This is a genomic window from Pseudomonas sp. No.21, from assembly GCF_054558415.1.
The window spans coordinates 1-26,379 of the sequence record NZ_BAAJNO010000028.1 but is presented as its reverse complement, the minus strand read 5'-3'; the positions used below and the strand labels follow the sequence as shown (position 1 = coordinate 26,379).

Below are 26,379 nucleotides of genomic sequence, written 5' to 3'. Positions count from 1 at the left end.
TTCCGCCTCGTCCTTGAAGGTGGTGACGCCCACCACCGGGCCGAAGATCTCCTCCTGGAACACGCGCATCTTGTTGTGGCCCTTCAGCAGGGTCGGCTGGATGTAGTAGCCGCTGGCGAGATCGCCCCCCAGGTGCTCGGAAGCACCGCCAGCGAGCAGCTCGGCACCTTCCTGCTGGGCGATGTCGAGGTAGCTGAGGATCTTGTCGTACTGCTGCTCGGAGGCCTGGGCGCCGACCATGGTGTCGGTGTCCAGCGGGTTGCCGCGCTTGATCGCCTTGATCTTCTTCATCACCTCGACCATGAACGGCTCGAAGATCGACTCCTGCACCAGCGCCCGCGACGGGCAGGTGCACACCTCGCCCTGGTTGAAGAAGGCCAGCACCAGGCCCTCGGCCGCCTTCTCGATGAAGGCCGGCTCGGCGCCCATGATGTCTTCGAAGAAGATGTTCGGGCTCTTGCCGCCCAGCTCGACGGTGGACGGAATGATGTTCTCCGCCGCGCAATGCATGATGTGCGCGCCCACCGGGGTGGAGCCGGTGAAGGCGATCTTGGCGATGCGCTTGCTGGTGGCCAGGGCCTGGCCCGCTTCCTTGCCGAAGCCCTGGACGATGTTGAGCACGCCCGGTGGCAGCAGGTCGCCGATGATCTCGGCCAGCACCATGATCGACAGCGGGGTCTGCTCGGCGGGCTTGAGCACCACGCAGTTGCCGGCGGCCAGGGCCGGGGCCAGCTTCCAGGCGGCCATCAGCAGCGGGAAGTTCCACGGGATGATCTGCCCCACCACGCCCAGCGGCTCGTGGAAGTGGTAGGCGGCGGTGTGTTCGTTGATCTCGGCGGCGGAGCCTTCCTGGGCACGGATGCAGCCGGCGAAGTAGCGGAAGTGGTCGGCGGCCAGGGGCACGTCGGCGTTCAGCGTCTCGCGCACGGCCTTGCCGTTGTCCCAGGTCTCGGTGACGGCGAGCACTTCCAGGTTGGCTTCGATGCGGTCGGCGATCTTCAGCAGGATCAGCGCGCGGTCCTGCACCGAGGTCTTGCCCCAGGCGTCGGCGGCGGCGTGGGCGGCGTCCAGCGCGCGGTCGATGTCGGCGGCGTCGGAGCGGGGGAATTCGGCGATCACCTCGCCATTCACGGGCGAGGTATTGGTGAAGTACTGCCCGGCCAGCGGCGCGACGAACTCGCCGTTGATGAAGTTGCCGTAGCGCGGCTTGAAGGTGACGACGGCGCCAGGGGTGCCCGGTTGCGCATAGATCATGACGATGGCCTCTCTTGTCGGTGCCCGGCCGAGACGTGGCCAGGTGATGGGCCGATCTTAGTCAGCGCCCCGGAGCCCCCGGAATGCCCCCATGGAAGCGATGCCTTACTCATTTGGTAGTAGATGCCGCGGACAGGTTCGAGGCCTCTGCCATCGGCGTTACGGCCTGATCACATCGCACCCGTAGGTTGGGCTGAGGCACGAAGCCCAACATGACGCGGCCAGGTATTGCATCGTTGGGCCTCGCTACGCTCGGCGCCAACCTACAGACCGTGCGGGCTCAGCCCTGCTCGGGGCGGTAGCCCAGGCGCAGGCCGCCCCAGTGGCGGCCACGGATGAAGATAGGCACCGAGAGGTCGTGCATCAGCTCGCCGGTGTCGCGGGTGTAGGTCTGCAGCAACAGCGGCTTCTGGTGGCTGCCGCAGCGGATGCCGGTGCGGTCGCCGAACTTGCGCTTGCTGCGGCTGCGCAGCATGTCCACCTGCGGATCGCCGATGGGCGGGTGGGCGAAGGCCTGGTTGTGGGTGGGCACGTAGCCTTCCGGGGTACAGGCGATGGCGAAGACCAGGCCCTCGTGGCGCTTGAGCAGCGGCTCCTGGATCGCCGGCAGCACCTGGTCGGCGTAGCTGTCGAAGCGGGTGCGGAACTTGGGTGGCGCGGTGTTGGGCACCGCCTGGTAGTGGCGGTCGAAGAGATCCTCCAGCCCCACCCTGCCCTGCTCGATGTCCGCCTCGAAGCGCCGGGCGATCTGCTCGGCGCCCTCGCGCGCCAGGTCGTAGACGCGCTGGTGGTAGTCGTCCAGGCCCACCTCGGCGAGGCGCTCGCTGATGGTTTCCGCCTGGCCCTCCAGTTGCACCGCCGCCTCGGCCAGGCGCTGGGTCTGCTGGTCGCTGATGCCCAGGTCGCTGCGCACCTGGTCGACGGCGGCGAACAGGCTGGTGAGCTGCGCGCGGTTGGTCTCGGCACCGCTGGCGATGGCACCGATCTGCGCCTCCACGCCCACCGCCAGGCCGGCGATGCTTTCCAGATGACGACCGGTGAGCTCGACCTGGGCGACGCCCTCGTCCAGCTCGGTGGACAGGCGCTCGATCTGCGCCACCACCTCGGCGGTCTGGCGCTGGATGTCGGCGACCATCTGCCCCACCTCCTCCGTGGCGCTGGCCGTGCGCCCGGCCAGGCCGCGCACCTCGTCGGCGACCACCGCGAAACCGCGCCCGTGCTCCCCGGCCCGCGCCGCCTCGATGGCGGCGTTGAGCGCCAGCAGGTTGGTCTGGCTGGCGACCGACTGGATCACCGAGGTCACCCGCTGGATCTCCTCGCTGCGCTGGCTGAGGGTGGCGATCAGCTCGCGGCTGTCACGGGCGCGGGTGTTGAGGGCATGCATGCGCGTGATGGCGCTGCGCAACACCTCGCGCCCGGCCTCGCTGCTCTGCCGCGCCTCGCGGGAAGAGGCCTGGGCCTCCAGGCTGAGGCGGGTGGTGGCTTCCTCGGTATCGATCATCACCTCGGCGCTGGCGACGATGCGCGCGGCGGCGTCCAGCTGCGACTCCAGGCGCTCGCCCAGCTGCTTCACCGAATAGGCCACCCCGGCAGCGGACAGCGCGTTGTGGCTGGTGGTGAAGGACAGCTCGCGGGTCAGTCGGGCGATGTCCGTACCCGCCGGCGCCGGGGCCTCGGCAGCCAACCGGCGGCTGGCCAGCAGCGGCAGCCAGCACCCGGCGACCAGGCCCGCGAGCGCAACGGCCCAGTGCAGCCAGCCGAGGTGGACGGCCAGCAGCAGGAGGGCGGCAAGCAGGGATTGAGCGCAGGCGAGCGCGACGGGCAGGCGGGACGACGACATCGGAGCACCTCGTGCAGCACCGGCCGATGACGCCTCCCCGGCAGGGGTGGAGGCCGGCAGTGTCTTTTGATTGGTGCCCGCATTAAATCCCTCCGCCGCCGGGCTGCACAGCCTGGCCACCTAGCCATTTAGTCTTAGTACGACCTGGCGAAAGGCGTGGCATGGACCTGGCCATGGGGAGTAACGCGGCCTCAGGCCAGGCGGGAGGGAACGGCCTGCTAGGGCACGGGGCGGCTGCCGAGCTCGTCGTCGGTCGCCAGCCTGTAACCCTTGCCGTAGACGGTCAGGATCAGTTGCGGCCGATTGGCGTTGAGCTCCAGTTTGCGACGCAGGCGTACCACCAGCGCATCCACGGTGCGCACGTCGACCTGCTCGTCGGTGCCCTGGCCACGCCGCACGCAGTGGAGCAGATCATGGCGGCTGATGGCATTGCCGCGCCGCTCGATCAGGCCGATGAGCAAGGCGAACTCGCCGGGGGTGAGGTTCACGTCCTGGCCCTGCGGGTCGTAGATGCGCCGGCGCAGCAGGTCCACGCGAAAACGCCCCAGGTGCAGGTTGAAGTCGCCGGCCCGCTCTGTCCCGCCGCAGCGGCGCAGCAGGCTGCGTACCTGGGCCTGGAGGATGTTCAGGTTCAGCGGCTTGGTGAGGTAGCCATCGGCGCCGGCATCGAGCCCCACGACCCGGTCGTAGTCCTCGTCGCGCACTGTCACCAGGATGATGCCGAGCTGCGGATGGCGGCGGCGCAGCTGCGCCGTGACGGTCAGCCCGTCCAGGTCGGGAAGGCCGATGTCCAGCAGCACCAGCGCCGGATTCTGGGCCTGCACCAGCTCCAGGCACTGCCAACCCGAGTCGGTGGCGTGCACCTCGTACCCCGCGCTCTGCAGGTAGAGCACCATCATGTCGCGGATCTCGGGAGCATCCTCCACCACCACCAGCTTATCGGCCATCACTCCATTTTCCCTGTTTCGGACCGGCGCGGATTCTGACTCAAAGCGGCGAAGGCTTGCCACCTCATGCGTCAGTTCGCCTCAGGGCGGCCTCGACCGCGAGCCGATCCTCGAGCAGCACCAGGTGGCGGTCGAGCACCGCCAGCAACGCCGGGACCTGCTCCGGACGGCGCGTATGCTCCGCTGCCTGGGCCAGTTGATCGAGCCCGAAGTTGAGCGTGCTGCCCCGCAGGCGGTGGCACAGCGCCTCCAGTTGCTCGGTGCCCCGCCCGCCATCGGGCAGCGAGGCGAGCGACGCGCGTATGTCGCGCAACGAGGTGCACAGGGTCGGCAGGAGGCGATCGAACAGCGCGGCGCCGAGCCAGCCGCGCAGCATCGCGAGACGCTCCTGGGACAGCTCCTCGGTCGGCGGCGCGGCCACCGGGGCGGGCGACTCCCAGTTTTCCAGCACCGCCAGCAAGGCCTCGCGATGCAGGGGTTTGGCCAGCACGCCGCTCAGGCCGGCCTCCCGGCACTGCTGGGGGTCCAGGTCAGCCGCGTTGGCGGTCAGGGCCAGCAGCAGCGGCCTGGGCTCGCTGGCCCCTTCGAGGATCCTGCGGCTGGCGGCGAGCCCGTCGATGTCGGGCAGGCGCATGTCCATCAGCACCAGGTCGTAGGGGGCGGCCAGGCAGGCGGCGACCGCCTCCAGGCCGGAGCGGGCCGTGCCGACCTGGCAGCCCCAGCTCTGCAGCAACTCGGCGGTCACCAGGCGGCTGACCTCCACGTCCTCCACCAGCAGCACGCGCATGCCCTGCAGCAGGGCGACGTCGTCCTCGCCCGGCTCGGGCTCGTCGACCTCCGGCCAGGGCAGCGCCAGGCGGAGGGAGGTGCCGCGACCGGGTGCGCTGTCCAGGGTCAGCTGCCCGCCGATCAGGGCGGCCAGCCGCGCGCTGATGTACAGGCCCAGGCCGATGCCGGGGCGGTCGGATAGCGGGTCCCGCACGAAGGCATCGAAGATGCTGGCCTGCAGCTCGGGGCGGATACCGGGGCCGGTGTCCCGGACCTCGATGAGGAGGCCGTCGCCGTCCCTGTCCAGGCGGATGACCACCTCCCCGCTCTCGGTGAACTTCAGGGCATTGCCCAGCAGGTTGAAGAGGATCTGCCGCAGCGGCTTCGGGTTGCCCAGCACGAAGGCAGGCAGGCCGGCCGCGCAGGCGGTCGACAGCCGCAGGGTGCGCGCCTCGGCCTGGGGCTGGAAGATCGCGGCGCACTCCTCGACCAGGTGCACGGGCGAGAAGGCCTGGGCCGGAGGCAGCTCCAGCTGCTCCGCGCGGCTGAGCAGCATCAGGCCGTCGAGCACGTCGGTGAGGCTCTGCGCCGCACTCTGCACGGTCTCGATGCGCCGCTGCTGGCGACCGTCCAGCCCGCCCTGGTCGAGGAGCTGGAGGTGCCCCTGGATGGCCACCAAGGGCGTACGCAGTTCGTGGCTGAGCATCGCCTGGCGCTCCAGCGATTGCTGCGCCTCGTGCAGCGCCTGGTCGCGGGCCACCGCCAGCGCACGGGTACGCTCGTCGACCCGGGCCTCCAGCGAGGCGTTGAGGCGCTGGAGGTCGTCGCGCAACTGGTTGCTGCGCTGCAGCGCGGCGATGACCCGGCTCCCCACCACCAGGCCGTGGGAGAGGAGGAAGAACAGCACCCCCACCGGGATGAGATTGAGCGTCGAGACGCTGAAGGAGTACATCAGCAGGTCGTTGACGATGGTGGCATCCATCACCACCATCCCCAGCAGCACGCCCAGGGCACCCGCCCGGCGACGCCTGGCGGCCAGCAGCAGGGCGCCGAGGAAGTACAGCTCGCTGAGCAGCAGCCACAGGGCACAGGGGTCGCGCAGCAGGGTGAAGAAGTGCGCGGGCAGCAGCAGCGTCAGGGCGGCACCGAGCATGCCCACGCCGGCCAGCAGCGCCACGATCCGCCGGGACAGCTCCCCCGGGAACAGGCGCAGCAGGAGGAAGCCGTAGGCCGGTGCGAACAGGTGCCCGGACAGGTACTCGATGCGGTAGATCCAGAGCGCCGGCCATTGGAGGTAGTGGTCCAGCAACTCGCCGCTGGAGGCGGCGCGCATCCCGGCCAGCACCAGCATGGCGGCCAGCGGCGCCCCGCCCAGCGAGCGCGCCGCGCTGCGGTCGAGCAGGCCCATGAACAGCGCCATCATGAAAGCCGCGCCGACGGTCAGCAGGTAGAGGGTACGCTGGCGGCTCGCGTCCATCTGCAGCGTCTGCAGGGTGCCGGCCCTGACGGCCATGTCGATGCCGCCCTCGTGGTGGAAGTGGTTGGACAGCTCGATGCGGATGTCCACCTGCGTGTGCCCCAGTGGCAGGGGCACGATGGCCGATTGCAGGCGCGGCACCTCGTCCTGCGCATCGCCCGGCCGCCCGCGCTCCAGCACCAGGGCGTCGTCGACCCAGACCCGCGCCGCCGACTTGAAGTCATCGAAGTACAGCGCCAGCTGGCTGGCATGGGCGGGCAGCAGCAGTTGGCTGCGCAGTTCCACCCGGCCGAACCCCACCTCCCCCCAGAAGGTCGGGGTGCCCTTGCCCCAGGTGAAGGGGATGCGCACCTGCTGCTCGGCGCGCTCCGGCTCGATCCAGGTCAGCCGCCAATCGCCATCCAGCGCGTGCATGGGCTGCTGCTCGGGGTTCCAGTCACGCAGGTCGATGGGGGCGGCGGCCTGTGCCGGTGCGGCGAGCAGCCACGACAGCAGGACGAGGCAGGGAAGCAGGCTGAGACGGATCACGAGCGAGGCGCTCCTCGGGACGAGAGGCCGGCACGCAACGCTGACGGCGGGGAGCGCAGTCTAGGGGATGAGGAGGCAGGCTGTGAATCCACCCTGCCGCAGTGGGCAGAGCGCGGCGGCACCGGGCCGCCGCGCCCGCTCCGTCAACGCTTGGCCACCAGGTCCCTGGGCAGCTTGAAGGTCCAGATCATGCCGCCCTGGTCCAGGTCCTTGATGCGCTTGGCCACCTCGCCGCCCCACAGCGGCACGGCGCCGCCCCAGCCGGAGACCACGGTGACGTACTGCTCGCCGTCCATCTCCCAGGTGACCGGGGAGGCGATCACGCCGGAGCCGGTGTTGAACTCGTAGAGCTTCTTGCCGGTCCTGGCGTCGAAGGCCATGAGGAAGCCTTCCGGGTTGCCGGTGAACACCAGGTTGCCCTTGGTGGCCAGCACGCCGCCCCACAGCGGCGCGTAGTTTTCATAGCGCCAGACTTCCTTGCCGGTCTTCGGGTCGATGGCGCGCAGCACGCCGATGTAGTCCTCGTTCAGCGGCTTGATGGTGAAGCCCGCGCCCAGGTAGGCCGCGCCCTTCTTGTAGGTCACGCCCTCGTTCCACATGTCCATGCCCCACTCGTTGGAGGGCACGTAGAACAGGCCGGTGTCCTGGCTGTAGGCCATGGGCATCCAGTTCTTGCCGCCGAGGAAGGACGGCGCGACGAACACCGAGGTGCCCTTCTTCGCATCCCCCGGCGCACCGGGGCGGTGGGCGTCGTCGTATATGGGCCGGCCGTTCTTGTCCAGGCCCTTGGCCCAGGTGACCTTGTCGACGAAGGGGAAGCCACGGATGAATTTGCCGTTGGTGCGGTCGAGCACATAGAAGAAGCCGTTGCGGTCGGCGGTGCCGGCGGCCTTGATGGTCTTGCCGCCATCCTGGTAGTCGAACGACACCAGCTCGTTGACGCCGTCGTAGTCCCAGCCGTCGTGCGGGGTGGTCTGGAAGTGCCACTTGATCGAGCCGTCCTCCGGGTTCAGCGCCAGGCGCGAGGAGGAGAACAGGTTGTCGCCGGGGCGCAGGTGGGAGTTCCACGGCGAGGGGTTGCCGGTGCCGATGAACAGCGAGTCGGTGCTCGGGTCGTAGTAGCCGCCGAGCCAGGGCGCGGCGCCGCCGGTCTTCCACAGGTCGCCCGGCCAGGTCTTGCCCGCTTCGCCGCCGGAGATGCCGTTCTCGATCGCCTTGCCGTCCTTGTAGACGTAGCCCATGTGGCCTTCCACGGTGGGGCGGCTCCACAGCAGGTTGCCGGTGGCGGGGTCATAGGCCTCGATCTTGCCGACCACGCCGAACTCGCCGCCGGCGACGCCGGTGATCAGCTTGCCCTTGGCGATCAGTGGCGCGGCGGAGATGGAGTAGCCGGCCTTGTAGTCGGCCACGGTCTTCTTCCACACCACCTTGCCGGTGTCCTTGTTCAGCGCCACCAGCTTGGCGTCGAGGGTGCCGAAGATCACCAGGTCGCCGTACAGGGCCACGCCCCGGTTGATCACGTCGCAGCAGGGCATGATGCCGTCGGGCAGGCGCGCGTCGTACTGCCAGAGCTTCTTGCCGGTGCGCGCGTCGGCGGCGAACACCCGCGAGTAGGAGGCGGTGACGTACATCACGCCGTCCTTGATCAGCGGCTGCGCCTGCTGGCCGCGCTGCTTCTCGCCGCCGAAGGACAGCGCCCAGACCGGACGCAGCTCCTTGACGTTGTCGGTGTTGAGCGTGTCCAGCGTGCTGTAGCGCTGGCCCTGCTGGTTGAGGCCGTTGACCACGATCTGGTCGTTGCGCTTGCCGGCATCGCTGATGTCCTGGTCGGTGACGCCCGCCCAGGCCGACAGGCTGGCGAGGGTGATGGCGGCGAACAGCGCCGTGCGGACGAAAGGCTGGGTGAAACCGGTGGGGTTCATTGCGGCTACCTCTGCGGGCTTGTTGTTGTCATCCGGGAAAATTTCCCGGTCTGCCGCGAATTCTTGGTTCGCCCGCCCTCCCCGCCAATTCACCTCAGTGCGGAGATTCGTAGTTCCTTGGTAGCAATACCGGCCCACCCGGTTCCAGGGGCGCTGGGTGGGCACAGGGTCGGCGTAGGTGGGCTTGGGCGTGGGTCGGCGGGTGTGGGCGGGCGTAGGGTGGGCGTAGGGTGGGCTTCAGCCCACCGCTCCCGCTCTCAGGCCCAGGCAACGAACGATCGGGCACGACGGCGTGCCCCACCCGACTCCATCTGGTGGAGGTAAAGAGCGACCTCCATGCGCGGTGATCCCCGTGCATCGGCGATGTGCTTCTTGTAGGGGCGACTTCAGTCGCCAAGCGGTGCGTAGCGCCGCCCCGCTTTTGTGTGCGAATTCATTGGCTCTGTCTGCGTTAAGTGTTGCTAGAGGATTTGAGTCCAGCTTGTTGCCGAGCTCTGGTGATGTTTCTGGTTTCGCCCACCCGGGCGAGTCCCTTTTAACAATCGCCTTAAAAGGAACCAAAAGGGCTTGCCCCATCATCCGGCCCCGGCTTCGCCGGGGTTCCCTCACTCCATCGTTGCTCTGGGGGCCGGCGCGATGGGCCATCCATGGCCTGGCGCGCCTCTCGCGGCATCCATGCCGCTCGTCCCCCGGCGCAACGACTGCGTTCGGCCTCCTGGAGGGGCGTTGGCGGCTGCTCCAACTTTCTTCGTCCAGCGCATCGCCACGTGGTGCGCACGGGCTTTCGTAGGATGGTGTAGAGCGAAGCGAAACCCATGCGGTGAAGGTGGCACAAACCCTCAAGCGCCCGGAAAGTACCGTGCTTGAGCGCTTGCATTAAAACCACAACAGGTAACGCAGACAGAGCCAATTCATTCGCGAAATGGTTTCCGGCGAATGAGTCACTCCGCCCGGGGCAGGCGTTCGCGCTCGTAGCGCGGGTAAAGGTGGCTGACGCTGCGCACCAGCTCGTAGCGGGTCAGGCTGATGCCGGCGAAGCGTTCGGGGATGGGCGCGCGGATCAGCTCGTTCATCTCCGCGCCGCGTTTCGCGCCGTCGCGCAGCAGGCCGTCGAGCCAGCCGAGGTAGTCGCGCATCTGGGTGAAGATCGCGTCATCGCGGGCCACCGGGCCGTGGCCGGGCACCAGCAGTTTCCAGGGCAGCGCCTGGAGCTGGTCGAGGTCGGCGAGCCAAACGTCCAGCCCCGGGCTGTTGGGGGTGGTCAGGGCCCGCTGGTAGAACAGCAAGTCGCCACCGAAGAGCACGCCGGTGCGCTCGTCGAGGATCGCCAGGTCCGCCCCGGTGTGGCCGCGCAGGGCCAGCAGGCGCAGCGGGTGGCCACCGATGCTGAAGGTGCCGGGGGTGACCGCCTCGGTGGGCAGCAGCACCTCGGTGCCGCGCATCCAGTCGCCCACCAGGCGGTACATGTTCTCGGCCATGGCGTCGCCCTGCTGGCGCAGCAGTTCGGTGGTGCCGGGCAAGGCGGCGATGGGCACGTCGGCGAAGGCCTGGTTGCCCAGCGCGTGGTCCGGGTGGTGGTGGGTGATCAGCAGCCGCTTCACCGGTTGCGAAGTGACCGTGGCGATGGCCCGGCGCAGGGCTTCGCCGTAGCGCTTGGAAGGGCCGCTGTCGATCACCACCACGCCGTCGTCGGTGACGATGAAGGCGGTGTTGACCACGTTGCCGCCATTGCCCGCCGCGAAGTTGTCGGTGCTGCCTTCCAGCAGCCAGGTGCCTTCGGCGATCTGCCGGGGTTGCAGGGTGTAGTCCAGCTCGGCGCGGGACAGCAGCGGCAGCACGACGAGGAACACCAGCACGAGCAGGCGCATGCCTAGAGCCCCCCTTCGAATTCGTTGCCGTTGTTGTCGCGCAGCCACAGGCGCGCGCCTGCGTGGCCCTTCACGTCCAGGCTGAGGGTGGGGTTCTCGGCCACGGCCGGGAACAGCTCCAGGGTCGCCAGGGGCTTGCCGTCGGCGTCGCGCAGTTCGGCCTGGTTGAGGAAGAACTCGGGGATGCCGCCCACCAGGCCGTTGTCCATGGGGTGGTCGACGCGCAGGCGCAGGCGTTCGTCGCCCCCCAGGGGAAAGCGCGCGGCGTGGATCTGCCCCAGGCGGTCCTCCCAGCCCGGTTGCGCGCGCACCACGCTGGGCGCGGTGCAGCCGCCGCCGGCGGCGTCGATCCAGGCCGAGCCGATGTGCCACACACCGTCCTCGGTCAGCGCCGCCGCGCGGATCGGCGTGGCCTGCTCGATGCGGATGCGGATCGCCACCACCGGCAACACGGCATCGCCGGGGCGGAAGTCGAACACCCGGGGAATGGGGTTGAGCTCGGCCCAGGCCATGAGTCGCGTCACCTTGCCCGGCAGCGCCCGGGCGTCCACCTGGATCGGCACCTGGCGGGCGTCCTCGGCGAAGGGCGGCGCCAGCAGCTGAACGCGGTCGTCGAAGACGTAGGGCGCGCCGTCGAGGATGCGCTGGTGGTGGAAGTCCCACATCACCGAGGGCATCGGGTCCTTGCCCGGGTCGGGGGCGGCGAGGGCCTGGGCACCCAGGCACAAGCCCAGCAGCAGCGTGGTCAGGTGGCGCATGGCGGTTCTCCCTGGCAGGCCGGGGCCCACCTCATTGCACGTCCTGGTAGAGGCCGGGCAGCTCGTAGGTCAGCCCGTAGCGGGCGTAGAGGGCGGCCAGCCGGCCATCGCGGACCATCGCCTCCACCTCCATGTCCAGCGCGTTGGAAAGCTGGCGGTTGGACTCGTGCACCGCCATGCCGATGTCCCACAGGGGCTGGCCGAGGTTGGGATAGGTGGTGTCGGAGGACTTCAGCGCCGGGTCGGCGGCCTCGTGCAGCAGCCACTGCAGCTCGCCGCGCAGGGCCATCACCGCATCCACCTCGGCGCCCTGCAGGGCGGCGAAGGCGGCGGCCGGGCTCGGGTAGTGGCGGGTGTTGGCGCTGAGCTGGCCGTTGAACACCGAGGTCAGGTAGAAGGACGGCACGCTCTCCAGCTCGACGCCGATGGGGTGCAGGCGGAACACGCCGATGCTGTCCACCACCGGCAGGCGCCGGGCGTCGTGCACCAGGTGCCAGCGCTCGCGCTGGTAGGGGGCGAAGATCACCACCTGCTCGTTGACCAGCTCGCCCACGTCGTTGCGCCGCGCCGTGTAGTCGCGGTCGTAGGGCACGCGCAGCATCAGGTCCGCGAGCAGTTTGGGGCGCAGGTAGTGGCCCTTCCAGATGTAGTTGCGCAGGTCGTCGTCGAGCTTCTCGCCGGGGGTCACCCAGATCAGCTCGGCCTTCAGCCCCAGCGCTGCGGCCAGGGCATTGGCCAGGTCGACGTCGACGCCGCGGGCCTGGCCGTCCTGCTGGAAGCTGTAGGGCGGGAAGTTCTCGTAGACCGCGACCTTGAGCACCCCCGAGGCGAGGATGTCGTCATAGGGGCGGACCTGCGCCTGCGCCAGCGGCAGGCACAGCAACCAGCACAGCAGGGCGAGCAGGCGCATGGCGATCACTCTTCGACGTGGACGCTTTCCAGGTAGGAGCGGATGGCCCAGAGCGCTTCCTGGCTGAGGAAGTCGGCCATCTTCGGCATGTACACCGCGCCGTCGCGCACCGCGCCGTTGATCACGCGCTCCTTGAACCACTCGTCGCCGTCGGCGCTGATTTCGAGCAGGCGCAGGTCGGGGGCGATGCCACCGGACTTGGCTTCCAGGCCGTGGCAACGGGCGCAGTTCTGGTTGTAGGCCGAGGAACCGATCTCCACCGCCAGGGCGTTCTTCTCATAGGGCGCGCGGTAGGGGTTGGTGTCACGCCATTCCTTGCCCAGGGGCTCCAGGCCATCGGTGTTGACGGCCTGCGGCACGACATCGCCATGGGCCAGGGCAAGACCGGTGAGGCTCAGACCGGCAAGGAACATCAGGCCACGCAGGGCGTTCTTGTTATTCATGACTTCCATCCTCTTCGAGATGCTGGGCAAGGCGAACGCTCGGCAGGAGCGTGGTGACGAGGATGGTAAGGAGCGCCCGATCAGGGCCGAATGCTGCTTTGGTGGCCGCGCCCTACTCCCTTGGTAGCAAGCCGGGCGGAGGTGTATCGAGGCGCTTTGGCAGCACTTCCAAGTCATGCCCGCACTGGGAAGTTTTCCCGGCAAGCGCGGGAGTTTTTCCGTATCCCGCAGGCGGTGGCGCTTCCAGTATTCGAAGCGCCAGGACGCCAGGTGGCGCACTGGTCCACAACGACCACGGGAACCGCACACATGACAACAAGATCGCACCCCCAACCCGCCAGCCCGCTCAGCCTCGCCATCAAGGGCCTCCTGCTCGCCGGTGGCCTCGCCGCCAGCGCCAGCGCCTTCGCCGCCAACGTGACCTGGGAAGACATCGCCAACGACCATGTCTCGGTCAAGGACGTGCTGCAGTACGGCATGGGCACCAACGCCCAGCGCTGGAGCCCCCTGGCCCAGGTCAACGACCAGAACGTGTTCAAGCTGGTGCCGGCCTGGTCCTACTCCTTCGGCGACGAGAAGCAGCGCGGCCAGGAATCCCAGGCGATCGTGCGCGACGGTGTGGTCTACGTCACCGGCTCCTATTCCCGCGTGTTCGCCCTTGACGCCAAGACCGGCAAGCGTCTGTGGGTCTACAACCACCGCCTGCCCGACGACATCCGCCCCTGCTGCGACGTGGTCAACCGCGGCGCCGCCATCTACGGCGACAAGATCTTCTTCGGCACCCTGGACGGCCGCCTGGTGGCGCTGAACAAGGACACCGGCAAGGTGGTGTGGAACAAGAAGTTCGGCGATCACACCGCCGGCTACACCATGACCGGCGCCCCGACCCTGATCAAGGACCAGAAGACCGGCAAGACGCTGCTGATCCACGGCAGCTCCGGTGACGAATTCGGCGTGGTCGGCCAGCTCTACGCCCGCGACCCGGACACCGGCGAAGAAGTCTGGATGCGCCCCTTCGTCGAGGGCCACATGGGCCGCCTCAATGGCAAGGACAGCACCCCCACGGGCGATGTGAAGGCGCCCTCCTGGCCGGACGACAAGAACTCCCCCACCGGCAAGGTCGAGGCCTGGAGCCACGGTGGCGGCGCCCCCTGGCAGAGCGCCAGCTTCGACGCCGAGACCAACACCATCATCGTCGGCGCCGGCAACCCCGGCCCCTGGAACACCTGGGCGCGCACCGCCAAGGGCGGCAACCCCCACGACTACGACAGCCTCTACACCTCCGGCCAGGTGGGCGTGGACCCGAGCACCGGCGAGGTGAAGTGGTTCTACCAGCACACCCCGAACGACGCCTGGGACTTCTCCGGCAACAACGAGCTGGTGCTGTTCGACTACAAGGGCAAGGACGGCAAGGTGGTGAAAGCCACCGCCCACGCCGACCGCAACGGCTTCTTCTATGTGGTGGACCGCACCAACGGCAAGCTGCAGAACGCCTTCCCCTTCGTCGACAACATCACCTGGGCCAGCCACATCGACCTGAAGACCGGCCGCCCGGTGGAGAACGAAGGCCAGCGCCCGCCCCTGCCCGAGCCGGGCCAGAAGCACGGCAAGGCGGTCGAGGTCTCCCCGCCCTTCCTCGGCGGCAAGAACTGGAACCCGATGGCCTACAGCCAGGACACCGGCCTGTTCTACGTGCCGGCCAACAACTGGAAGGAGGACTACTGGACCGAGGAGGTGAACTACAAGAAGGGCTCCGCCTACCTGGGCATGGGCTTCCGCATCAAGCGCATGTACGACGACCACGTCGGCAGCCTGCGCGCCATGGACCCGACCACCGGCAAGGTGGTGTGGGAGCACAACGAGCACCTGCCGCTCTGGGCCGGCGTGCTGGCCACCAAGGGCAACCTGGTGTTCACCGGCACCGGCGACGGCTTCTTCAAGGCCTTCGACGCGAAAACCGGCAAGGAGCTGTGGAAGTTCCAGACCGGCAGCGGCATCGTCTCCCCGCCCATCACCTGGGAACAGGACGGCGAGCAGTACATCGGCGTGACCGTCGGCTACGGCGGCGCCGTGCCGCTGTGGGGCGGCGACATGGCCGAGCTGACCAAGCCGGTGGCCCAGGGCGGCTCGTTCTGGGTGTTCAAGCTGCCGAGCTGGGACAACAAGACCGCCAGCCGCTGACCCTCCCCGGCGCGCCTGCGGGCGCGCCGACTCCCCTGCCACGCACCAGGAGCCGTCATGAACTACCTGCCCATGTTCCTTCCCCTGCTGATGCTGGTCGTCGGGCTCGCCTGGGCCCAGGCCCCCGCCCCGCAAGCCGAGGCCACCCCCGAGGATGCCGTCCGGGTAATCGGCGGCTGCCGCCTGGAGCCGGAAAGCCAGTGCCCCGGCGCCGACCTGCGCAATGCCGACCTGCGCAACCTCGACCTGCACAAGATCAACCTGGCCGGGGCCGATCTTTCCGGCGCCGACCTGCGCCACGCCAACCTCGACCTGGCCAACCTGGAGAAAGCCCGACTGGTGGGCAGCAACCTGACCCGCGCCAGCCTGCAGCAGAGCAACCTGCGCCTGGCCAACCTCAGCGGCGCCCGCCTGGTGGCGGTGCAGGGCTGGGGCCTGTTCGGCCAGGGCGCGCAGTTCAAGGGCGCCGACCTGACCGCCGCCTACTTGGAGTTCGCCCGCCTCTCCGGCGCCAGGCTGCACGACGCCAACCTCAGCGCCGCCGACCTGGAAATGACCTGGCTCAGCCGCGCCGACCTCAAGGGCGCCCACCTCAACGACGCCAACCTGCAGGAAGCCAAGCTGGGCGACGCCAACCTGGAGAACGCCGACCTCAGCGGCGCCCGTCGCCACTACGCGTCGTTCCAGGGGGTGAACATGGAAGGCTGCCGGGAATGCCCGGTGGATTGGGAAAAATGATGTTCGGGCGGGGCGCGTCTACACTTTTCAAGCCGCGCCCCGTCGAATTGTTCGCCAGCCCCTTAAGAAAGTACCGGCAGGGCCGATGCGCTGACCAAGCAGTTCCACACTCTCAGCCAACGGGTTCCGACCATGTTCAACACGCGCTTGAAAAAGGAGCTGGAGCACCTTCGGGAGGAAAACGCCCGAGCCCAGCAGATCAAGGAATCCATCTTCCAGGAAATGCTGGTGATGGAGATCGACCTCCAGGGTCGCATCCTGTCCGTCAACGAAAACTTCCTCAATGTGCTGCAGTACCGCAGTGACACCATCATCGGCCGCACGCTCGAAGAGCTCATCCCCCAGACCTTCCACCGCGACCCCAACTACCTGAAGATGCGCCAGGGCCTGGCCAACGGCGAGCACTTCAACGGCGCGTACCGGCTGCTCCGCGGCGACGGCCGCGAGGCCTGGCTGCGCTGCATCTGGCAACCGATACGCGATGGACGCGGGCAGATCCAGAGCGTGGTGGTGTGCGCCAACGACCTGACCCGGACCATCGAGACCGCCAAGGAGCACGAAGGCCTGATCAACGCCCTGCTGCGCTCCACCGCCGTCATCGAGTTCAACCTCAAGGGCGAGGTGCTCAACGCCAACCAGCGCTTCCTCGATGCCATGGGCTACCGCCTGGAGCAGATCAAGGGCAAGCACCACAGCGTCTTCTGCGATCCGGAGGAGTCCAGCTCCGCCGGCTACCGGGAGTTCTGGGCCAAGCTGCTGCGCGGCGAGTTCGTCGTCGGCCGCTTCAAGCGCATCGACGCCCACGGCCGCGATGTCTGGCTGGAGGCCTCCTACAACCCGGTGCACGACACCAACGACCAGCTCTACAAGGTGGTGAAGTTCGCCACCGTGATCACCGACCAGGTGAACCAGGAGCAGGCCGTGGCCGAGGCGGCGAACATCGCCTACAGCACCTCCCAGCAGACCGACGCCACCGCACAGAAAGGCGCCTCGGTGGTCAGCCAGACGGTCAACGTCATGCGCCTGATCACCAACCAGGTGCAGGAAGCGGCCGAAGGCATCGAGGCGCTGGACAAGCAGTCGCAACTGATCAGTTCGATCATCAAGACCATCAGCGGCATCGCCTCGCAGACCAACCTGCTGGCCCTCAACGCCGCCATCGAGGCGGCCCGCGCGGGCGAGCAGGGCCGCGGCTTCGCGGTGGTCGCCGACGAAGTGCGCCAGCTGGCCGGGCGCACCAGCCAGGCGGCCGAGGAGATCGTCGAGGTGGTGCAGCAGAACCAGAGCCTGGCCCAGGCGGCGGTGGACAGCATGTCCAGCAGCCGCCAGCACGCCGAGCAGGGGCTGAACCTGGCCAACGAGGCCGGCTCGGTGATCGTCGAGATCCAGGACGGCGCCCAGCGCGTGGTCAGCGCCGTGGGGCAGTTCGCCAGCCAGCTGAAGACCTGAGGTGGAATAGCCTGGCGGGGGCTGTGGGAGCGGTTGCAGCCGGGATGTCCGCGCGAGTAAACATCCACGCTCCTAGATCATGTTTTGGCCCCCATCTGGCCTCGGAACATGCAACCGTCGCTCACTTCGGACGTAGGGTGTGCTGCGCGCACCGGGAGCTCGCCGGAGGCACCGTGCGGCGGTGCGCACGGCACACCCTACGGCACGCACTCATCCTGTCGAGTCCTCAGCTCAAGTCGTCACAGCAGAGCCGATGCCCTGCCCTATCACCCCAGCCGCAATACCCCGGTATCGATGGCCAGGTGCACCAGCTCCGCCTGGGAGCTGACCTGCAGCTTGTTCTTGAGCATCGTCAGGTAGTTGGAAACCGTCTTGGCGCTGATGCACAGGTGCTCGGCGATGCTGCGCGCGGGCATGCCGCGGGCGAGCATGGTGAAGATCTCCAGCTCGCGCTGGGTCATGCCGCAGAGGCGCGGGTCGCCGGCCTGGTGCGCCGGGTGGCAGGCGAGCTGGGTGGCCAGGGGCTGCTCGATGTAGGCGTGCCCGGCGAGGATGCGCCGCACCGCTTCCACCAGCACCTCGGGCGCGGAGTTCTTGGTGATGTAGCCGGCGGCACCGGCGTCCAGGGCCTGGCGCACCAGGGGCAGCTCGTCGTGCATGCTGAAGAACAGCACGCGCAGCTGCGGCAGGCGCTGGCGCAGCCGGCGGGTGGTCTCCAGGCCGCTGATGCCCGGCAGCGAGAGGTCCATCACCACCAGGTTGGGAATGCTGTCGTGCACCAGGTGCAGGGCCTGCTCGCCGCTGGCCGCCTCGCTCACCTCCACCTCGGGCAGCAGGCCGCGCAGCAGGCTGGCGTAGCCCTGGCGCACCACGGAATGGTCGTCCACCAGCAGGATCTTCATCGCAGGTTCTCCAGGTTGTTCAGGCTTCGCCCAGGGGAATGCTCAGGCGCACCAGCCAGCCGCCGCCGGCGCGGGTGCGCAGGCGCAGGTCGCCGCCCAGGCAGCGCGCCCGCTCCAGCATGGAACGCAGGCCGATGCCGGGCCGTGGCGGCTGCACGGCGCCCCGGCCGTTGTCGCCCACCAGCAGGCGCAAGCGCCGGCCGCGGCGCTCCAGGCGCACGCTCACCGCACTGGCATCGGCGTGGCGGGCGATGTTGGTCAGGGCTTCCTGCAACAGGCGGTAGAGATGGGCCTGGTCGGCGGTGGGCAGCACCGGCAGGTCCTCGCCCAGGCGCAACTGGCAATCGACGCCCTGGGCGCTGCGCCACTGCTCGGTGAGCAGCTCGATGGCCTCGCCCAGGTGCAGGCGCTCCAGCACCACGGGGTAAAGGTCACGCACCAGCGCGCGGAAGCTGTCCTGCATGCGCTGGCAGTTGTCCTCCAGGCTGCGCAGGGTGGCACCGGCGCCCGGCGCCTGGCCGGTCATGGAGCGCAACAGCAGCAGCTGCGCGCGGATGCCGGCGAGGTACTGGCCGATGTCGTCGTGCAGGGCCAGGGCCAGGTGCTTGCGCTCGCGCTCCTGCAGCGCCAGCAGGGCGCGGGTCAGCTCGGCGTTGTCGTTGCGCACCTGCTCCAGGGTGCTGGCCATCTCGTTGAAGTGGCCGGCCAGCAGGCGTGCCTCGTGCAGCGAAGGCTGGTTGAGGCGTACCGCCAGGCGGCCCCGGGCGATCTCGTCGAAGCCGGCGCGCAGCTCGTCCAGCACCCGCAGGCCCCGGCGTACCGCGACGCGGATGGCCAGCAGGCTGAGGCCCAGGGCCAGGCCGAACAGCACCAGCAACTGGATGAGGGAGTCCTCGACCTCGTCCATCTCGTCCGCCGGGTCAACGCTGATCAGCACGCGGCGGCCATCGTCCAGTTGCAGCGGCTCGCCGTACTGCTCGGCGGGCGGGAACAGCCGCGCACCGAGCCAGGCGTCCAGGCCGCGTGGTTGTGAGGGCGTCTCGCCCTGCCAGTGGATGCGCACATGGCGCAGGCCCCGCGCCAGGGCCGACTCCAGGGCCTTGGGGTCGCGCCGGGCGGCCTCGTGCAGGTACTCGACCACCGCGCGCGCGGCCACCATCTCGCGTTGCACGTCCTGGCTGGCCTGGCGCAGAAGCACCCCGGTACAGACCAGTGCCACTGCGGCGAAGAACAGCACCACCAGCAGGTTGATGCGGCCGAGGGTGCTCATCGCCCGAGGCCCGATGAAAACGCCGCGGGGGGCGCAGCGGGGGACGCACGGAAGCCATCCACGCCGATCAGGCTGAGGATCAGCAGCACGGGCAGCAGCAGGGTCTTGAGCACACGCATGGCCGGGCCTCCCGGTCTCGTTCTTGTGCCTCCATGCTAGGGCCTGGGGCGGGCGGCCGGGCTACTACCTTGGTACTGCCCCGGCGCTACTTTCTGCATATTTCCCCAGGCCCGGGGCGGCCCTAGGCTGGCGCTACAAGAACGGGAGCCCCCGCCATGCGCCACCTTGCGCCCTATGCCCTGACCTACCTGCTGGCCCTGGCCGCCGCCGCGCTGCTGGCCAACCACGCCGTCGCCGCCGAGGCGCGCCAGCCGCTGGAGGTGCGCATCGGCTACCTCGGCTACAGCCCCGACCCGGGGCCGCTGCTGTCCAACGTCATCCCCGAGCCCCGCGACACCGGCTTGCGCGGCGCCGAGCTGGCGACCACCGACAACAACAGCACCGGGCGCTTCCTCAAGCAGCGCTACCAGTTGCTGGCGGCCAATGCCGAGAGCGAAGCCGAACTGCTGGACGCGGCGCGCCAACAGTATGACCAGGGCCTGCGCCTGTTCGTGGTCAACGCACCGGCGCCCCTGCTGCGCCAGCTCTCGGCGGCGCTGCCGGACAGCCTGCTGTTCAACGCCGGCGCCGCCGACGACGAACTGCGCACCGACGCCTGCCTGCCCAACGTGCTGCACAGCCTGCCCAGCCGCGCCATGCTCGCCGACGCCCTGGTGCAGTTCCTCGCCCTGCGCCAGTGGAAGCGCTGGCTGCTGGTGGTCGGCCCGCGCCCCGAGGACCAGGCCTACGCCGCCGCCCTGCGTCGCGCCGCGGGGCGCTTCGGCCTGACGATCATCGGCGAGAAGCCCTGGACCTTCGACAACGAGCAGCGCCGCAGCGCCCAGGCCGACATGCCGCTGTTCACCCAGGCCGACGACTACGACGGCGTGCTGGTGGCCGACGAGCGCGGCGACTTCGGCGAGTACCTGCCCTACAACACCTGGCTGCCGCGCCCGGTGGCCGGCACCCAGGGCCTGGTGCCCACCGGCTGGCACAAGACGGTGGAAACCTATGGCGCGGCGCAACTGCAGAAGCGCTTCGAGGACCTCACGGGGCGCTGGATGAACGACCGCGACTTCGCCGCCTGGGTGGCCGTGCGCAGCATCGCCAGCGCCGTCACCCGCCTGGGCGCCGCCGACGCCGCCGCGATCCGCACCCTGGAGCTGTCGCCGGACCTGCCCCTGGACGGCTTCAAGGGCCGCAAGCTGAGCTACCGCCCCTGGGACGGCCAGTTGCGCCAGCCCATCGAGCTGATCCAGCCACGCGCGCTGATCAGCACCTCGCCCCAGGAAGGTTTTCTCCACCCCTTCAGCGAACTCGACACCCTCGGCCACGACGCGCCGGAGAGCCGCTGCCGCCTGGCCGAGGTTGCCCTGGAAGCCACGCCATGAACGCCCAGAACAAGGACCCCGCCATGCCCCGCCTCCCCCTCACCCTGCTCGGCGCCGCGCTGCTGCTGGCCAGCGGCGCCACCTTCGCCGCCACCGCCTACGTCTCCAACGAGAAGGACAACGCCGTCAGCGTGATCGACATGGACAGCCTGACGGTCACCGCCAGCCTGCCGGTGGGCAAGCGCCCGCGCGGCCTGGCGCTGTCCAGCGACAACCGGCTGCTGTACATCTGCGCCAGCGATTCGGACACCGTGCAGGTGATGGACCTGGCCACGCGGCAGATCATCAAGGAGCTGCCCTCCGGCGCCGACCCCGAGCAGTTCGCCCTGCACCCCAACGACCGCTGGCTGTACATCTCCAACGAGGACGATGCGCTGGTCACGGTGGTCGACACCCAGAGCAGCCAGGTGCTGGCGCAGATCGACGTCGGCGTGGAGCCCGAGGGCATGGCGGTGAGCCCGGACGGCAAGTGGGCGATCAACACCAGCGAGACCACCAACATGCTGCACTGGATCGACACCTCGACCCAGACGCTGGTGGACAACACCCTGGTGGACCAGCGCCCGCGCCATGTGGAGTTCGACCACGACGGCAAGCGACTGTGGGCTTCGGCGGAGATCGGCGGCACCGTCACCGTGGTCGACGTGGCCACGCGCAGCATCCAGAAGACCCTGCGCTTCCAGATCAAGGGCGTGCACCCGGACAAGGTGCAGCCGGTGGGGGTCAAGCTGACCCGCGACGGCCGCTACGCCTTCGTGGCCCTGGGCCCGGCCAACCATGTGGCGGTGGTGGATGCGAAAACCCTGGAGGTGCTCGACTACCTGCTGGTGGGCCGGCGCGTCTGGCACCTGGCCTTCAGCCCCGACGAGAAGACCCTGCTGGCCACCAACGGCATCAGCGGCGACGTCTCGGTGATCGACGTCGACAGCCTCACGGTGACCCGGTCGATCAAGGTCGGCCGCTACCCCTGGGGCGTGGTGGTGGCGCCATGAACGCACTGGAGGTGGAGGGCGTCGGCTTCGACTACGGCCCGCGCCGCGCACTGGATGAGGTGAGTTTCGCCCTGGAGCCGGGCCGCTTCACCGCGCTGCTGGGCCCCAACGGCGCCGGCAAGTCCACCCTGGTGGCGCTGCTCAGCCGCCTCTACGACCTGCAGCGCGGCGACATCCGCGTCGCCGGCCACTCCCTGCGCCGGCAGCCGCGCCTGGCCCTGCGCCAGCTCGGCGTGGTGTTCCAGCAGAGCACCCTGGACCTCGACCTCTCGGTGGAGCAGAACCTGCGCTACCACGCCGCCCTGCACGGCATGCCGCGCCAGCTGGCGGCCGCGCGCATCGACCAGGAGCTGGCGCGCCAGGGCCTGGGCGAACGCCGCCGCGACAGCGTGCGCGCGCTCAATGGCGGCCACCGCCGGCGCGTGGAAATCGCCCGCGCCCTGCTCCACCGCCCACGCCTGCTGCTGCTCGACGAAGCCAGCGTCGGCCTCGACCCGGCCGCCCGCCAGGCCCTCAACCACCACGTGCGCCAGCTGTGCGACGACGAAGGCCTGAGCGTACTGTGGACCACTCACCTGCTGGACGAAGTGCGCGGCGAGGACGCCCTGCTGGTGCTCGACCAGGGCCGCCTGGTGGCCTCGGGCACCGCCAGCGAGCTGAGTACGGCCCATGGCGGCGGCCTGGCCGGTGCCTTCGGCGAGCTCACCCGGCCGAGGGCGCGGGCATGAACGCCAATGCCTACTGGCAGTGCCTGCGCGGCATCGTCGGGCGCGAATGGTTGCGCTTCGTGCTGCAGCGCTCGCGCTTTCTCAGCGCCCTGGTGCGGCCGCTGCTGTGGCTGCTGGTGTTCGCCGCCGGGTTCCGCGCGGCGCTGGGCATCGCCATCATCGACCCCTACGCCACCTACATCACCTACGAGACCTACATCGTCCCGGGGCTGGCCTGCATGATCCTGCTGTTCAACGGCATGCAGGGCTCGCTGTCGATGGTCTACGACCGCGAGATGGGCAGCATGCGCGTGCTGCTCACCAGCCCCCTGCCGCGCCCCTTCCTGCTCGGCGCCAAGCTACTGGCCACGGCGCTGGTGTCGCTGCTGCAGGTGTATGCCTTCCTCGCCATCGCCTGGCTCTATGGCGTGCAACCGCCGGCCTGGGGCCTGCTCGCCGCCCTGCCCGCGCTGCTGCTGGCGGCGCTGCTGCTCAGTGCCCTGGGGCTGCTGCTGTCGAACTTCATCCGCCAGTTGGAGAACTTCGCCGGGGTGATGAATTTCGTGATCTTCCCGCTGTTCTTCCTCTCCTCGGCGCTCTACCCCCTGTGGAAGATGCGCGAGGCCAGCGAGTGGCTGTACTGGCTGTGCGCGGCCAATCCCTTCAGCCACGCGGTGGAGCTGGTGCGCTTCGCTTTGTACGAACGGCTCAACCCGCTGGCGCTCGGCGTGTGCCTGGGCCTGACGCTGGTCTTCGCGGTGGCGGCGGTGGCCAGCTTCAACCCGCAGCACGCGGCGCTGCGCCGGGCCGGCTGAGGCGGGAAAACTACTACTTTGGTACGGGTTTCCCTCTCCAACGTAGGATTTCCAAAGGCGCGCAGCTGGCTTGTAATGCAGGCCATAAGAATAAAGAGATGCCTGCCATGCGAGTCCTCATCGCCTCACTGCTGTGCCTGCCCCTCCTGTTTTCGGCCACCGCCCGGGCCGACGCCGAGCCGTCGCTGTTCTCCGCCGACGGCTACCGCACCGACCGCTACCGCAGCCCCACGCCCGCCGAGGCCGACCACGCCCGCACCCTGGACACCCCCGGCCTGCGCCAGCTGCTGGCGCGCGACCCGCGCACGCAACTGATCGACGTCTACCGCCGCCAGTTCCTCGAAGGCCGCTTCATCGCCGACGAGCCCCACGCCAACCTGCCCGGCAGCCTGTGGCTGGCCAACACCGGCAACGGCGAGCTGGACGCGCGCTGGCAGGCCTACTTCGCCGACAACCTGAAGAAGGCCAGCCAGGGCGACCTGCACTGGCCGCTGGTGTTCTACTGCCGTTCCGACTGCTGGTTGAGCTGGAACGCGCAACGGCGCGCCCATGCACTGGGCTACCGCAATCTCTACTGGTACCGTGACGGCATCGATGCCTGGGAACAGGCCGGCCTGCCGCTGCAACCCGCCGAGCCCGTGCCCCTGCCCTGAATCCGCGCCCGACAGCCCCTCCATAATCAGAACAATGAGGTGAATGGCCATGTACAAGATCCTGATCGCCGACGATCACCCGCTGTTCCGCGAGGCCATCCACAACGTCATCAGCGACGGCTTCCCCGACAGCGAAGTGATGGAGACCGCCGACCTCGACAGCGCCCTGGGCCTGACCCAGGAACACGAAGACCTCGACCTCATCCTGCTCGACCTGAACATGCCCGGCATGCACGGCCTCAACGGCCTGATCAACCTGCGCAACGAGGCGCCGACCATCCCGGTGGTGATCGTCTCCGCCGAGCAGGACAAGCAGATCGTGCTGCAGGCGATCACCTACGGCGCGGTGGGCTTCATCACCAAGTCCTCGCCACGGGCGCAGATGACCGACGCCATCGAGCAGATCCTCAACGGCAACGTCTACCTGCCCTCGGACATCATCCGCACCCAGAAGAGCTCGCCCCGGCGCAGCCACCAGGACGAACACGGCATCCCCCCGGAACTGCTCCAGGCGCTGACCCGCAAGCAACTGCTGGTGCTCGAGCGCATGACCAAGGGCGAATCGAACAAGCAGATCGCCTACAACCTCGACATCGCCGAAACCACGGTCAAGGCCCACGTCTCCGCCATCCTGCGCAAGCTCAACGTGCACAACCGTGTGCAGGCGATCCTCTGCGCGGGGGATATCGATTTCGCGGCGTATCTGCGGCGCTAGCGGTCACCTGGCCGACAGCGCAGCCGGAGCTTTCACCCGGGCTGACGTGCCCCAACAGTCGCCATCCCGCCCTACCCTGCGAAGCCTGGACGCTTGCAGGAGACCCGGGAATGTCGCGCTACCTCCGCTCACAGCGGGCCGGCTCGTACTACTTCTTCACACTCGTCACCGCAAAACGCCGGCCGCTCCTGACCGAGCCATCGGCACGCCAGGCATTGCGCCATGCGATCCAGGCGGTGCGGCTCGAACAGCCGTTCCGCATCCATGGCTGGGTGCTGCTGCCGGATCACCTGCATTGCCTCTGGGAGCTGCCGCCCGGTGATACCGACTTCGCGCGGCGCTGGTCGATCATCAAGCGCAAAGTCAGCCAATCGGTTCACCTGCCACCCACTTCGAATAGCCGGGTCGCACGTCGCGAATCCGGGTTCTGGCAGCGGCGCTTCTGGGAGCACTGCATACGCGATGCCGACGACTACCGCCGGCATATGGATTACCTGCACTGGAACCCGGTGAAGCACGGCCTGGTCACCCGGGTGGCCGACTGGCCCTGGTCCAGCTTCCACCGCCTGGTACGAGAGGGCCTTTACCCGGCGGGTTGGGGCGATGCCGGGGAGCAGGACGGGGAATTTGGCGAATAGCCCGGAGCCTGTCGGAGATCGCCGGATGGACCGAACGCGGAATCGGTGCGCGCAGCACACCCTACAAGAGCACATCAGCGCACGGGGCTTGGTTCGATGCACGGGGCTCGGCCGTAGGGTGTGCCGTGTGCGCACCTCAAAGGTTGGAGCGGCACGGAGCCTTTCGGAGCTCGCCGGATGGACCGAGCGCGGGACCGGTGCGCGCACTCGACCGTGTGCATTGCAACGCACATTGATGCACGGGCTCGGCCCGATGCACGCGGCTCGGTCGTAGGGTGTGCCGTGCGCACCTCAAAAGGTGGGAGCGGCACGGAGCCTGTCGGAGTGAGCCGTACGGACCGAACGCGGGACCGGTGCGCGCAGCACACCCTACAAGAGCACATCGACGCACAGGGCTTGGTTCGATGCACGGGGTTCGGCCGTAGGGTGTGCCGTGCGCACCTCAAAAGGCGGGAGCGGCACGGAGGCTATCGGAGTACGCCGGACGGGCCGAGCGCGGGATCGGTGCGCGCAGCACAGCATGCAAGAGCACATCGGCGCACGAGGCTCGACCGTGTGTATTGCAACACACATTGATGCACGGGCTCGGCCCGATGCACGGGGCTCGGCCGTAGGGTGTGCCGTGCGCACCTCAAAAGGTGGGAGCGGCACGGAGGCTATCGGAGTGCGCCGGACGGGCCGAGCGCGGAATCGGTGCGCGCAGCACACCCTACAAGAGCACATCGACGCACGGGGCTTGGTTCGATGCACGGGGCTCGGCCGTAGGGTGTGCCGTGCGCACCTCAAAAGGTGGGAGCGGCACGGAGGCTATCGGAGTACGCCGGACGGGCCGAGCGCGGAATCGGTGCGCGCAGCACACCCTACAAGAGCACATCGGCGCACGAGGCTCGACCGTGTGTATTGCAACACACATTGATGCACGGGCTCGGCCCGATGCACGCGGCTCGGTTGTAGGGTGTGCCGTGCGCACCTCAAAGGTCGGATCGGCACGGAGCCTTTCGGAGTTCGCCGGATGGACCGAGCGCGGAATCGGTGCGCGCAGCACACCCTACAAGAGCACATCGGCGCACGGGGCTTGGATCGATGCACGGGGCTCGGCCGTAGGGTGTGCCGT

General features: G+C 68.8%; 22 protein-coding genes. 10 read left to right on the top strand and 12 right to left on the bottom strand.

The features are described from left to right. The 9 genes from ACYJSS_RS30400 to pedF all read right to left on the bottom strand — a co-directional run. On the bottom strand, window positions 1-1,254 hold a 1,254-nt coding region (locus tag ACYJSS_RS30400), incomplete at its 3' end, for an aldehyde dehydrogenase family protein (protein ID WP_459481244.1). A 280-nt stretch (window positions 1,255-1,534) separates the two neighbouring features. After that, a complete protein-coding gene (locus tag ACYJSS_RS30395) occupies window positions 1,535-2,755 on the bottom strand; it encodes a methyl-accepting chemotaxis protein (RefSeq protein WP_373875170.1) in 1,221 nt (406 codons plus the stop codon). 557 nt (window positions 2,756-3,312) lie between these two features. Further along, the gene (locus tag ACYJSS_RS30390; RefSeq protein ID WP_111264071.1) at window positions 3,313-4,041 is read right to left on the bottom strand and encodes a response regulator transcription factor; all 729 of its coding nucleotides are present in this window, start codon (window positions 4,039-4,041) and stop codon (window positions 3,313-3,315) included. 64 nt (window positions 4,042-4,105) lie between these two features. Further along, complete coding sequence (locus ACYJSS_RS30385) at window positions 4,106-6,814, bottom strand: ATP-binding protein (RefSeq protein WP_459481242.1); 2,709 nt, start codon at window positions 6,812-6,814, stop codon at window positions 4,106-4,108. Between the two features lie 143 nt (window positions 6,815-6,957). Next, entirely contained in the window at window positions 6,958-8,736 is a 1,779-nt protein-coding gene (locus ACYJSS_RS30380; RefSeq protein ID WP_236206591.1) for a PQQ-dependent methanol/ethanol family dehydrogenase, read from the bottom strand. A gap of 941 nt (window positions 8,737-9,677) precedes the next feature. Continuing rightward, a complete protein-coding gene (locus ACYJSS_RS30375; RefSeq protein WP_236206590.1) occupies window positions 9,678-10,604 on the bottom strand; it encodes a quinoprotein relay system zinc metallohydrolase 1 in 927 nt (308 codons plus the stop codon). A gap of 2 nt (window positions 10,605-10,606) precedes the next feature. Further along, complete coding sequence (locus ACYJSS_RS30370) at window positions 10,607-11,362, bottom strand: quinoprotein dehydrogenase-associated SoxYZ-like carrier (RefSeq protein WP_236206589.1); 756 nt, start codon at window positions 11,360-11,362, stop codon at window positions 10,607-10,609. A 31-nt stretch (window positions 11,363-11,393) separates the two neighbouring features. After that, a complete protein-coding gene (locus tag ACYJSS_RS30365; RefSeq protein ID WP_111264481.1) occupies window positions 11,394-12,272 on the bottom strand; it encodes a substrate-binding periplasmic protein in 879 nt (292 codons plus the stop codon). A gap of 5 nt (window positions 12,273-12,277) precedes the next feature. Next, on the bottom strand, window positions 12,278-12,715 hold the full coding sequence (gene pedF / locus ACYJSS_RS30360) for a cytochrome c-550 PedF (RefSeq protein ID WP_021218542.1): 438 nt from the start codon (window positions 12,713-12,715) through the stop codon (window positions 12,278-12,280). 309 nt (window positions 12,716-13,024) lie between these two features. Between pedF and exaA the strand changes: the two genes are divergently transcribed. From exaA to ACYJSS_RS30345, 3 genes are all read left to right on the top strand, one after another. Further along, a complete protein-coding gene (gene exaA, locus ACYJSS_RS30355; RefSeq protein WP_111264471.1) occupies window positions 13,025-14,896 on the top strand; it encodes a quinoprotein ethanol dehydrogenase in 1,872 nt (623 codons plus the stop codon). 57 nt (window positions 14,897-14,953) lie between these two features. Continuing rightward, a complete protein-coding gene (locus tag ACYJSS_RS30350) occupies window positions 14,954-15,634 on the top strand; it encodes a pentapeptide repeat-containing protein (protein WP_111264472.1) in 681 nt (226 codons plus the stop codon). 132 nt (window positions 15,635-15,766) lie between these two features. Further along, window positions 15,767-17,083 (top strand): methyl-accepting chemotaxis protein, encoded by a 1,317-nt coding sequence (locus tag ACYJSS_RS30345; protein WP_111264473.1) that lies wholly within the window; start codon window positions 15,767-15,769, stop codon window positions 17,081-17,083. A 266-nt stretch (window positions 17,084-17,349) separates the two neighbouring features. Here the strand turns inward: ACYJSS_RS30345 and ACYJSS_RS30340 are convergent, their stop codons facing one another. Genes ACYJSS_RS30340 through ACYJSS_RS30330 form a run of 3 tightly spaced genes read right to left on the bottom strand, consistent with a single transcriptional unit; the run spans window position 17,350 to window position 19,374 of the window. Continuing rightward, window positions 17,350-17,985, bottom strand: a complete 636-nt coding sequence (locus ACYJSS_RS30340; protein WP_111264474.1) for a response regulator — start codon at window positions 17,983-17,985, stop codon at window positions 17,350-17,352. Window positions 17,986-18,004: 19 nt separating this feature from the next. After that, a complete protein-coding gene (locus tag ACYJSS_RS30335; protein WP_111264475.1) occupies window positions 18,005-19,255 on the bottom strand; it encodes a HAMP domain-containing sensor histidine kinase in 1,251 nt (416 codons plus the stop codon). Next, window positions 19,252-19,374, bottom strand: a complete 123-nt coding sequence (locus ACYJSS_RS30330; protein WP_021218535.1) for a hypothetical protein — start codon at window positions 19,372-19,374, stop codon at window positions 19,252-19,254. The genes ACYJSS_RS30335 and ACYJSS_RS30330 overlap by 4 nt, the downstream gene beginning before the upstream one ends. Window positions 19,375-19,530: 156 nt before the next feature. Here ACYJSS_RS30330 and ACYJSS_RS30325 point away from each other — a divergent pair, with 156 nt between their 5' ends. The 7 genes from ACYJSS_RS30325 to ACYJSS_RS30295 all read left to right on the top strand — a co-directional run bounded on the left by ACYJSS_RS30325 (window position 19,531) and on the right by ACYJSS_RS30295 (window position 25,265). Then, complete coding sequence (locus ACYJSS_RS30325) at window positions 19,531-20,745, top strand: ABC transporter substrate-binding protein (RefSeq protein ID WP_111264476.1); 1,215 nt, start codon at window positions 19,531-19,533, stop codon at window positions 20,743-20,745. 23 nt (window positions 20,746-20,768) lie between these two features. Next, entirely contained in the window at window positions 20,769-21,737 is a 969-nt protein-coding gene (locus tag ACYJSS_RS30320) for a YVTN family beta-propeller repeat protein (protein ID WP_031287405.1), read from the top strand. After that, window positions 21,734-22,465, top strand: a complete 732-nt coding sequence (locus tag ACYJSS_RS30315) for an ABC transporter ATP-binding protein (protein ID WP_236206588.1) — start codon at window positions 21,734-21,736, stop codon at window positions 22,463-22,465. Before ACYJSS_RS30320 ends, ACYJSS_RS30315 begins: the two co-directional genes overlap by 4 nt. Then, a complete protein-coding gene (locus ACYJSS_RS30310; protein ID WP_173172397.1) occupies window positions 22,462-23,259 on the top strand; it encodes an ABC transporter permease in 798 nt (265 codons plus the stop codon). The genes ACYJSS_RS30315 and ACYJSS_RS30310 overlap by 4 nt, the downstream gene beginning before the upstream one ends. A 107-nt stretch (window positions 23,260-23,366) precedes the next feature. Continuing rightward, window positions 23,367-23,912, top strand: a complete 546-nt coding sequence (locus tag ACYJSS_RS30305) for a PQQ-dependent catabolism-associated CXXCW motif protein (protein WP_236206587.1) — start codon at window positions 23,367-23,369, stop codon at window positions 23,910-23,912. A 49-nt stretch (window positions 23,913-23,961) separates the two neighbouring features. Beyond that, complete coding sequence (gene agmR / locus ACYJSS_RS30300) at window positions 23,962-24,627, top strand: response regulator AgmR (RefSeq protein ID WP_031287401.1); 666 nt, start codon at window positions 23,962-23,964, stop codon at window positions 24,625-24,627. Between the two features lie 110 nt (window positions 24,628-24,737). After that, entirely contained in the window at window positions 24,738-25,265 is a 528-nt protein-coding gene (locus tag ACYJSS_RS30295) for an REP-associated tyrosine transposase (RefSeq protein ID WP_236206586.1), read from the top strand. Window positions 25,266-26,379: the final 1,114 nt, after the last annotated feature.

Bases quoted from the DNA above. Each gene is read 5' to 3' on its own strand.
- ACYJSS_RS30395 (WP_373875170.1), bottom strand. From the start codon at position 2,755: ATGATCGATACCGAGGAAGCCACCACCCGCCTCAGCCTGGAGGCCCAG.
- ACYJSS_RS30390 (WP_111264071.1), bottom strand. From the start codon at position 4,041: ATGGCCGATAAGCTGGTGGTGGTGGAGGATGCTCCCGAGATCCGCGAC.
- ACYJSS_RS30380 (WP_236206591.1), bottom strand. From the start codon at position 8,736: ATGAACCCCACCGGTTTCACCCAGCCTTTCGTCCGCACGGCGCTGTTC.
- ACYJSS_RS30375 (WP_236206590.1), bottom strand. From the start codon at position 10,604: ATGCGCCTGCTCGTGCTGGTGTTCCTCGTCGTGCTGCCGCTGCTGTCC.
- ACYJSS_RS30370 (WP_236206589.1), bottom strand. From the start codon at position 11,362: ATGCGCCACCTGACCACGCTGCTGCTGGGCTTGTGCCTGGGTGCCCAG.
- ACYJSS_RS30365 (WP_111264481.1), bottom strand. From the start codon at position 12,272: ATGCGCCTGCTCGCCCTGCTGTGCTGGTTGCTGTGCCTGCCGCTGGCG.
- pedF (WP_021218542.1), bottom strand. From the start codon at position 12,715: ATGAATAACAAGAACGCCCTGCGTGGCCTGATGTTCCTTGCCGGTCTG.
- exaA (WP_111264471.1), top strand. From the start codon at position 13,025: ATGACAACAAGATCGCACCCCCAACCCGCCAGCCCGCTCAGCCTCGCC.
- ACYJSS_RS30350 (WP_111264472.1), top strand. From the start codon at position 14,954: ATGAACTACCTGCCCATGTTCCTTCCCCTGCTGATGCTGGTCGTCGGG.
- ACYJSS_RS30345 (WP_111264473.1), top strand. From the start codon at position 15,767: ATGTTCAACACGCGCTTGAAAAAGGAGCTGGAGCACCTTCGGGAGGAA.
- ACYJSS_RS30340 (WP_111264474.1), bottom strand. From the start codon at position 17,985: ATGAAGATCCTGCTGGTGGACGACCATTCCGTGGTGCGCCAGGGCTAC.
- ACYJSS_RS30335 (WP_111264475.1), bottom strand. From the start codon at position 19,255: ATGAGCACCCTCGGCCGCATCAACCTGCTGGTGGTGCTGTTCTTCGCC.
- ACYJSS_RS30330 (WP_021218535.1), bottom strand. From the start codon at position 19,374: ATGCGTGTGCTCAAGACCCTGCTGCTGCCCGTGCTGCTGATCCTCAGC.
- ACYJSS_RS30325 (WP_111264476.1), top strand. From the start codon at position 19,531: ATGCGCCACCTTGCGCCCTATGCCCTGACCTACCTGCTGGCCCTGGCC.
- ACYJSS_RS30320 (WP_031287405.1), top strand. From the start codon at position 20,769: ATGCCCCGCCTCCCCCTCACCCTGCTCGGCGCCGCGCTGCTGCTGGCC.
- ACYJSS_RS30315 (WP_236206588.1), top strand. From the start codon at position 21,734: ATGAACGCACTGGAGGTGGAGGGCGTCGGCTTCGACTACGGCCCGCGC.
- ACYJSS_RS30310 (WP_173172397.1), top strand. From the start codon at position 22,462: ATGAACGCCAATGCCTACTGGCAGTGCCTGCGCGGCATCGTCGGGCGC.
- ACYJSS_RS30305 (WP_236206587.1), top strand. From the start codon at position 23,367: ATGCGAGTCCTCATCGCCTCACTGCTGTGCCTGCCCCTCCTGTTTTCG.
- agmR (WP_031287401.1), top strand. From the start codon at position 23,962: ATGTACAAGATCCTGATCGCCGACGATCACCCGCTGTTCCGCGAGGCC.
- ACYJSS_RS30295 (WP_236206586.1), top strand. From the start codon at position 24,738: ATGTCGCGCTACCTCCGCTCACAGCGGGCCGGCTCGTACTACTTCTTC.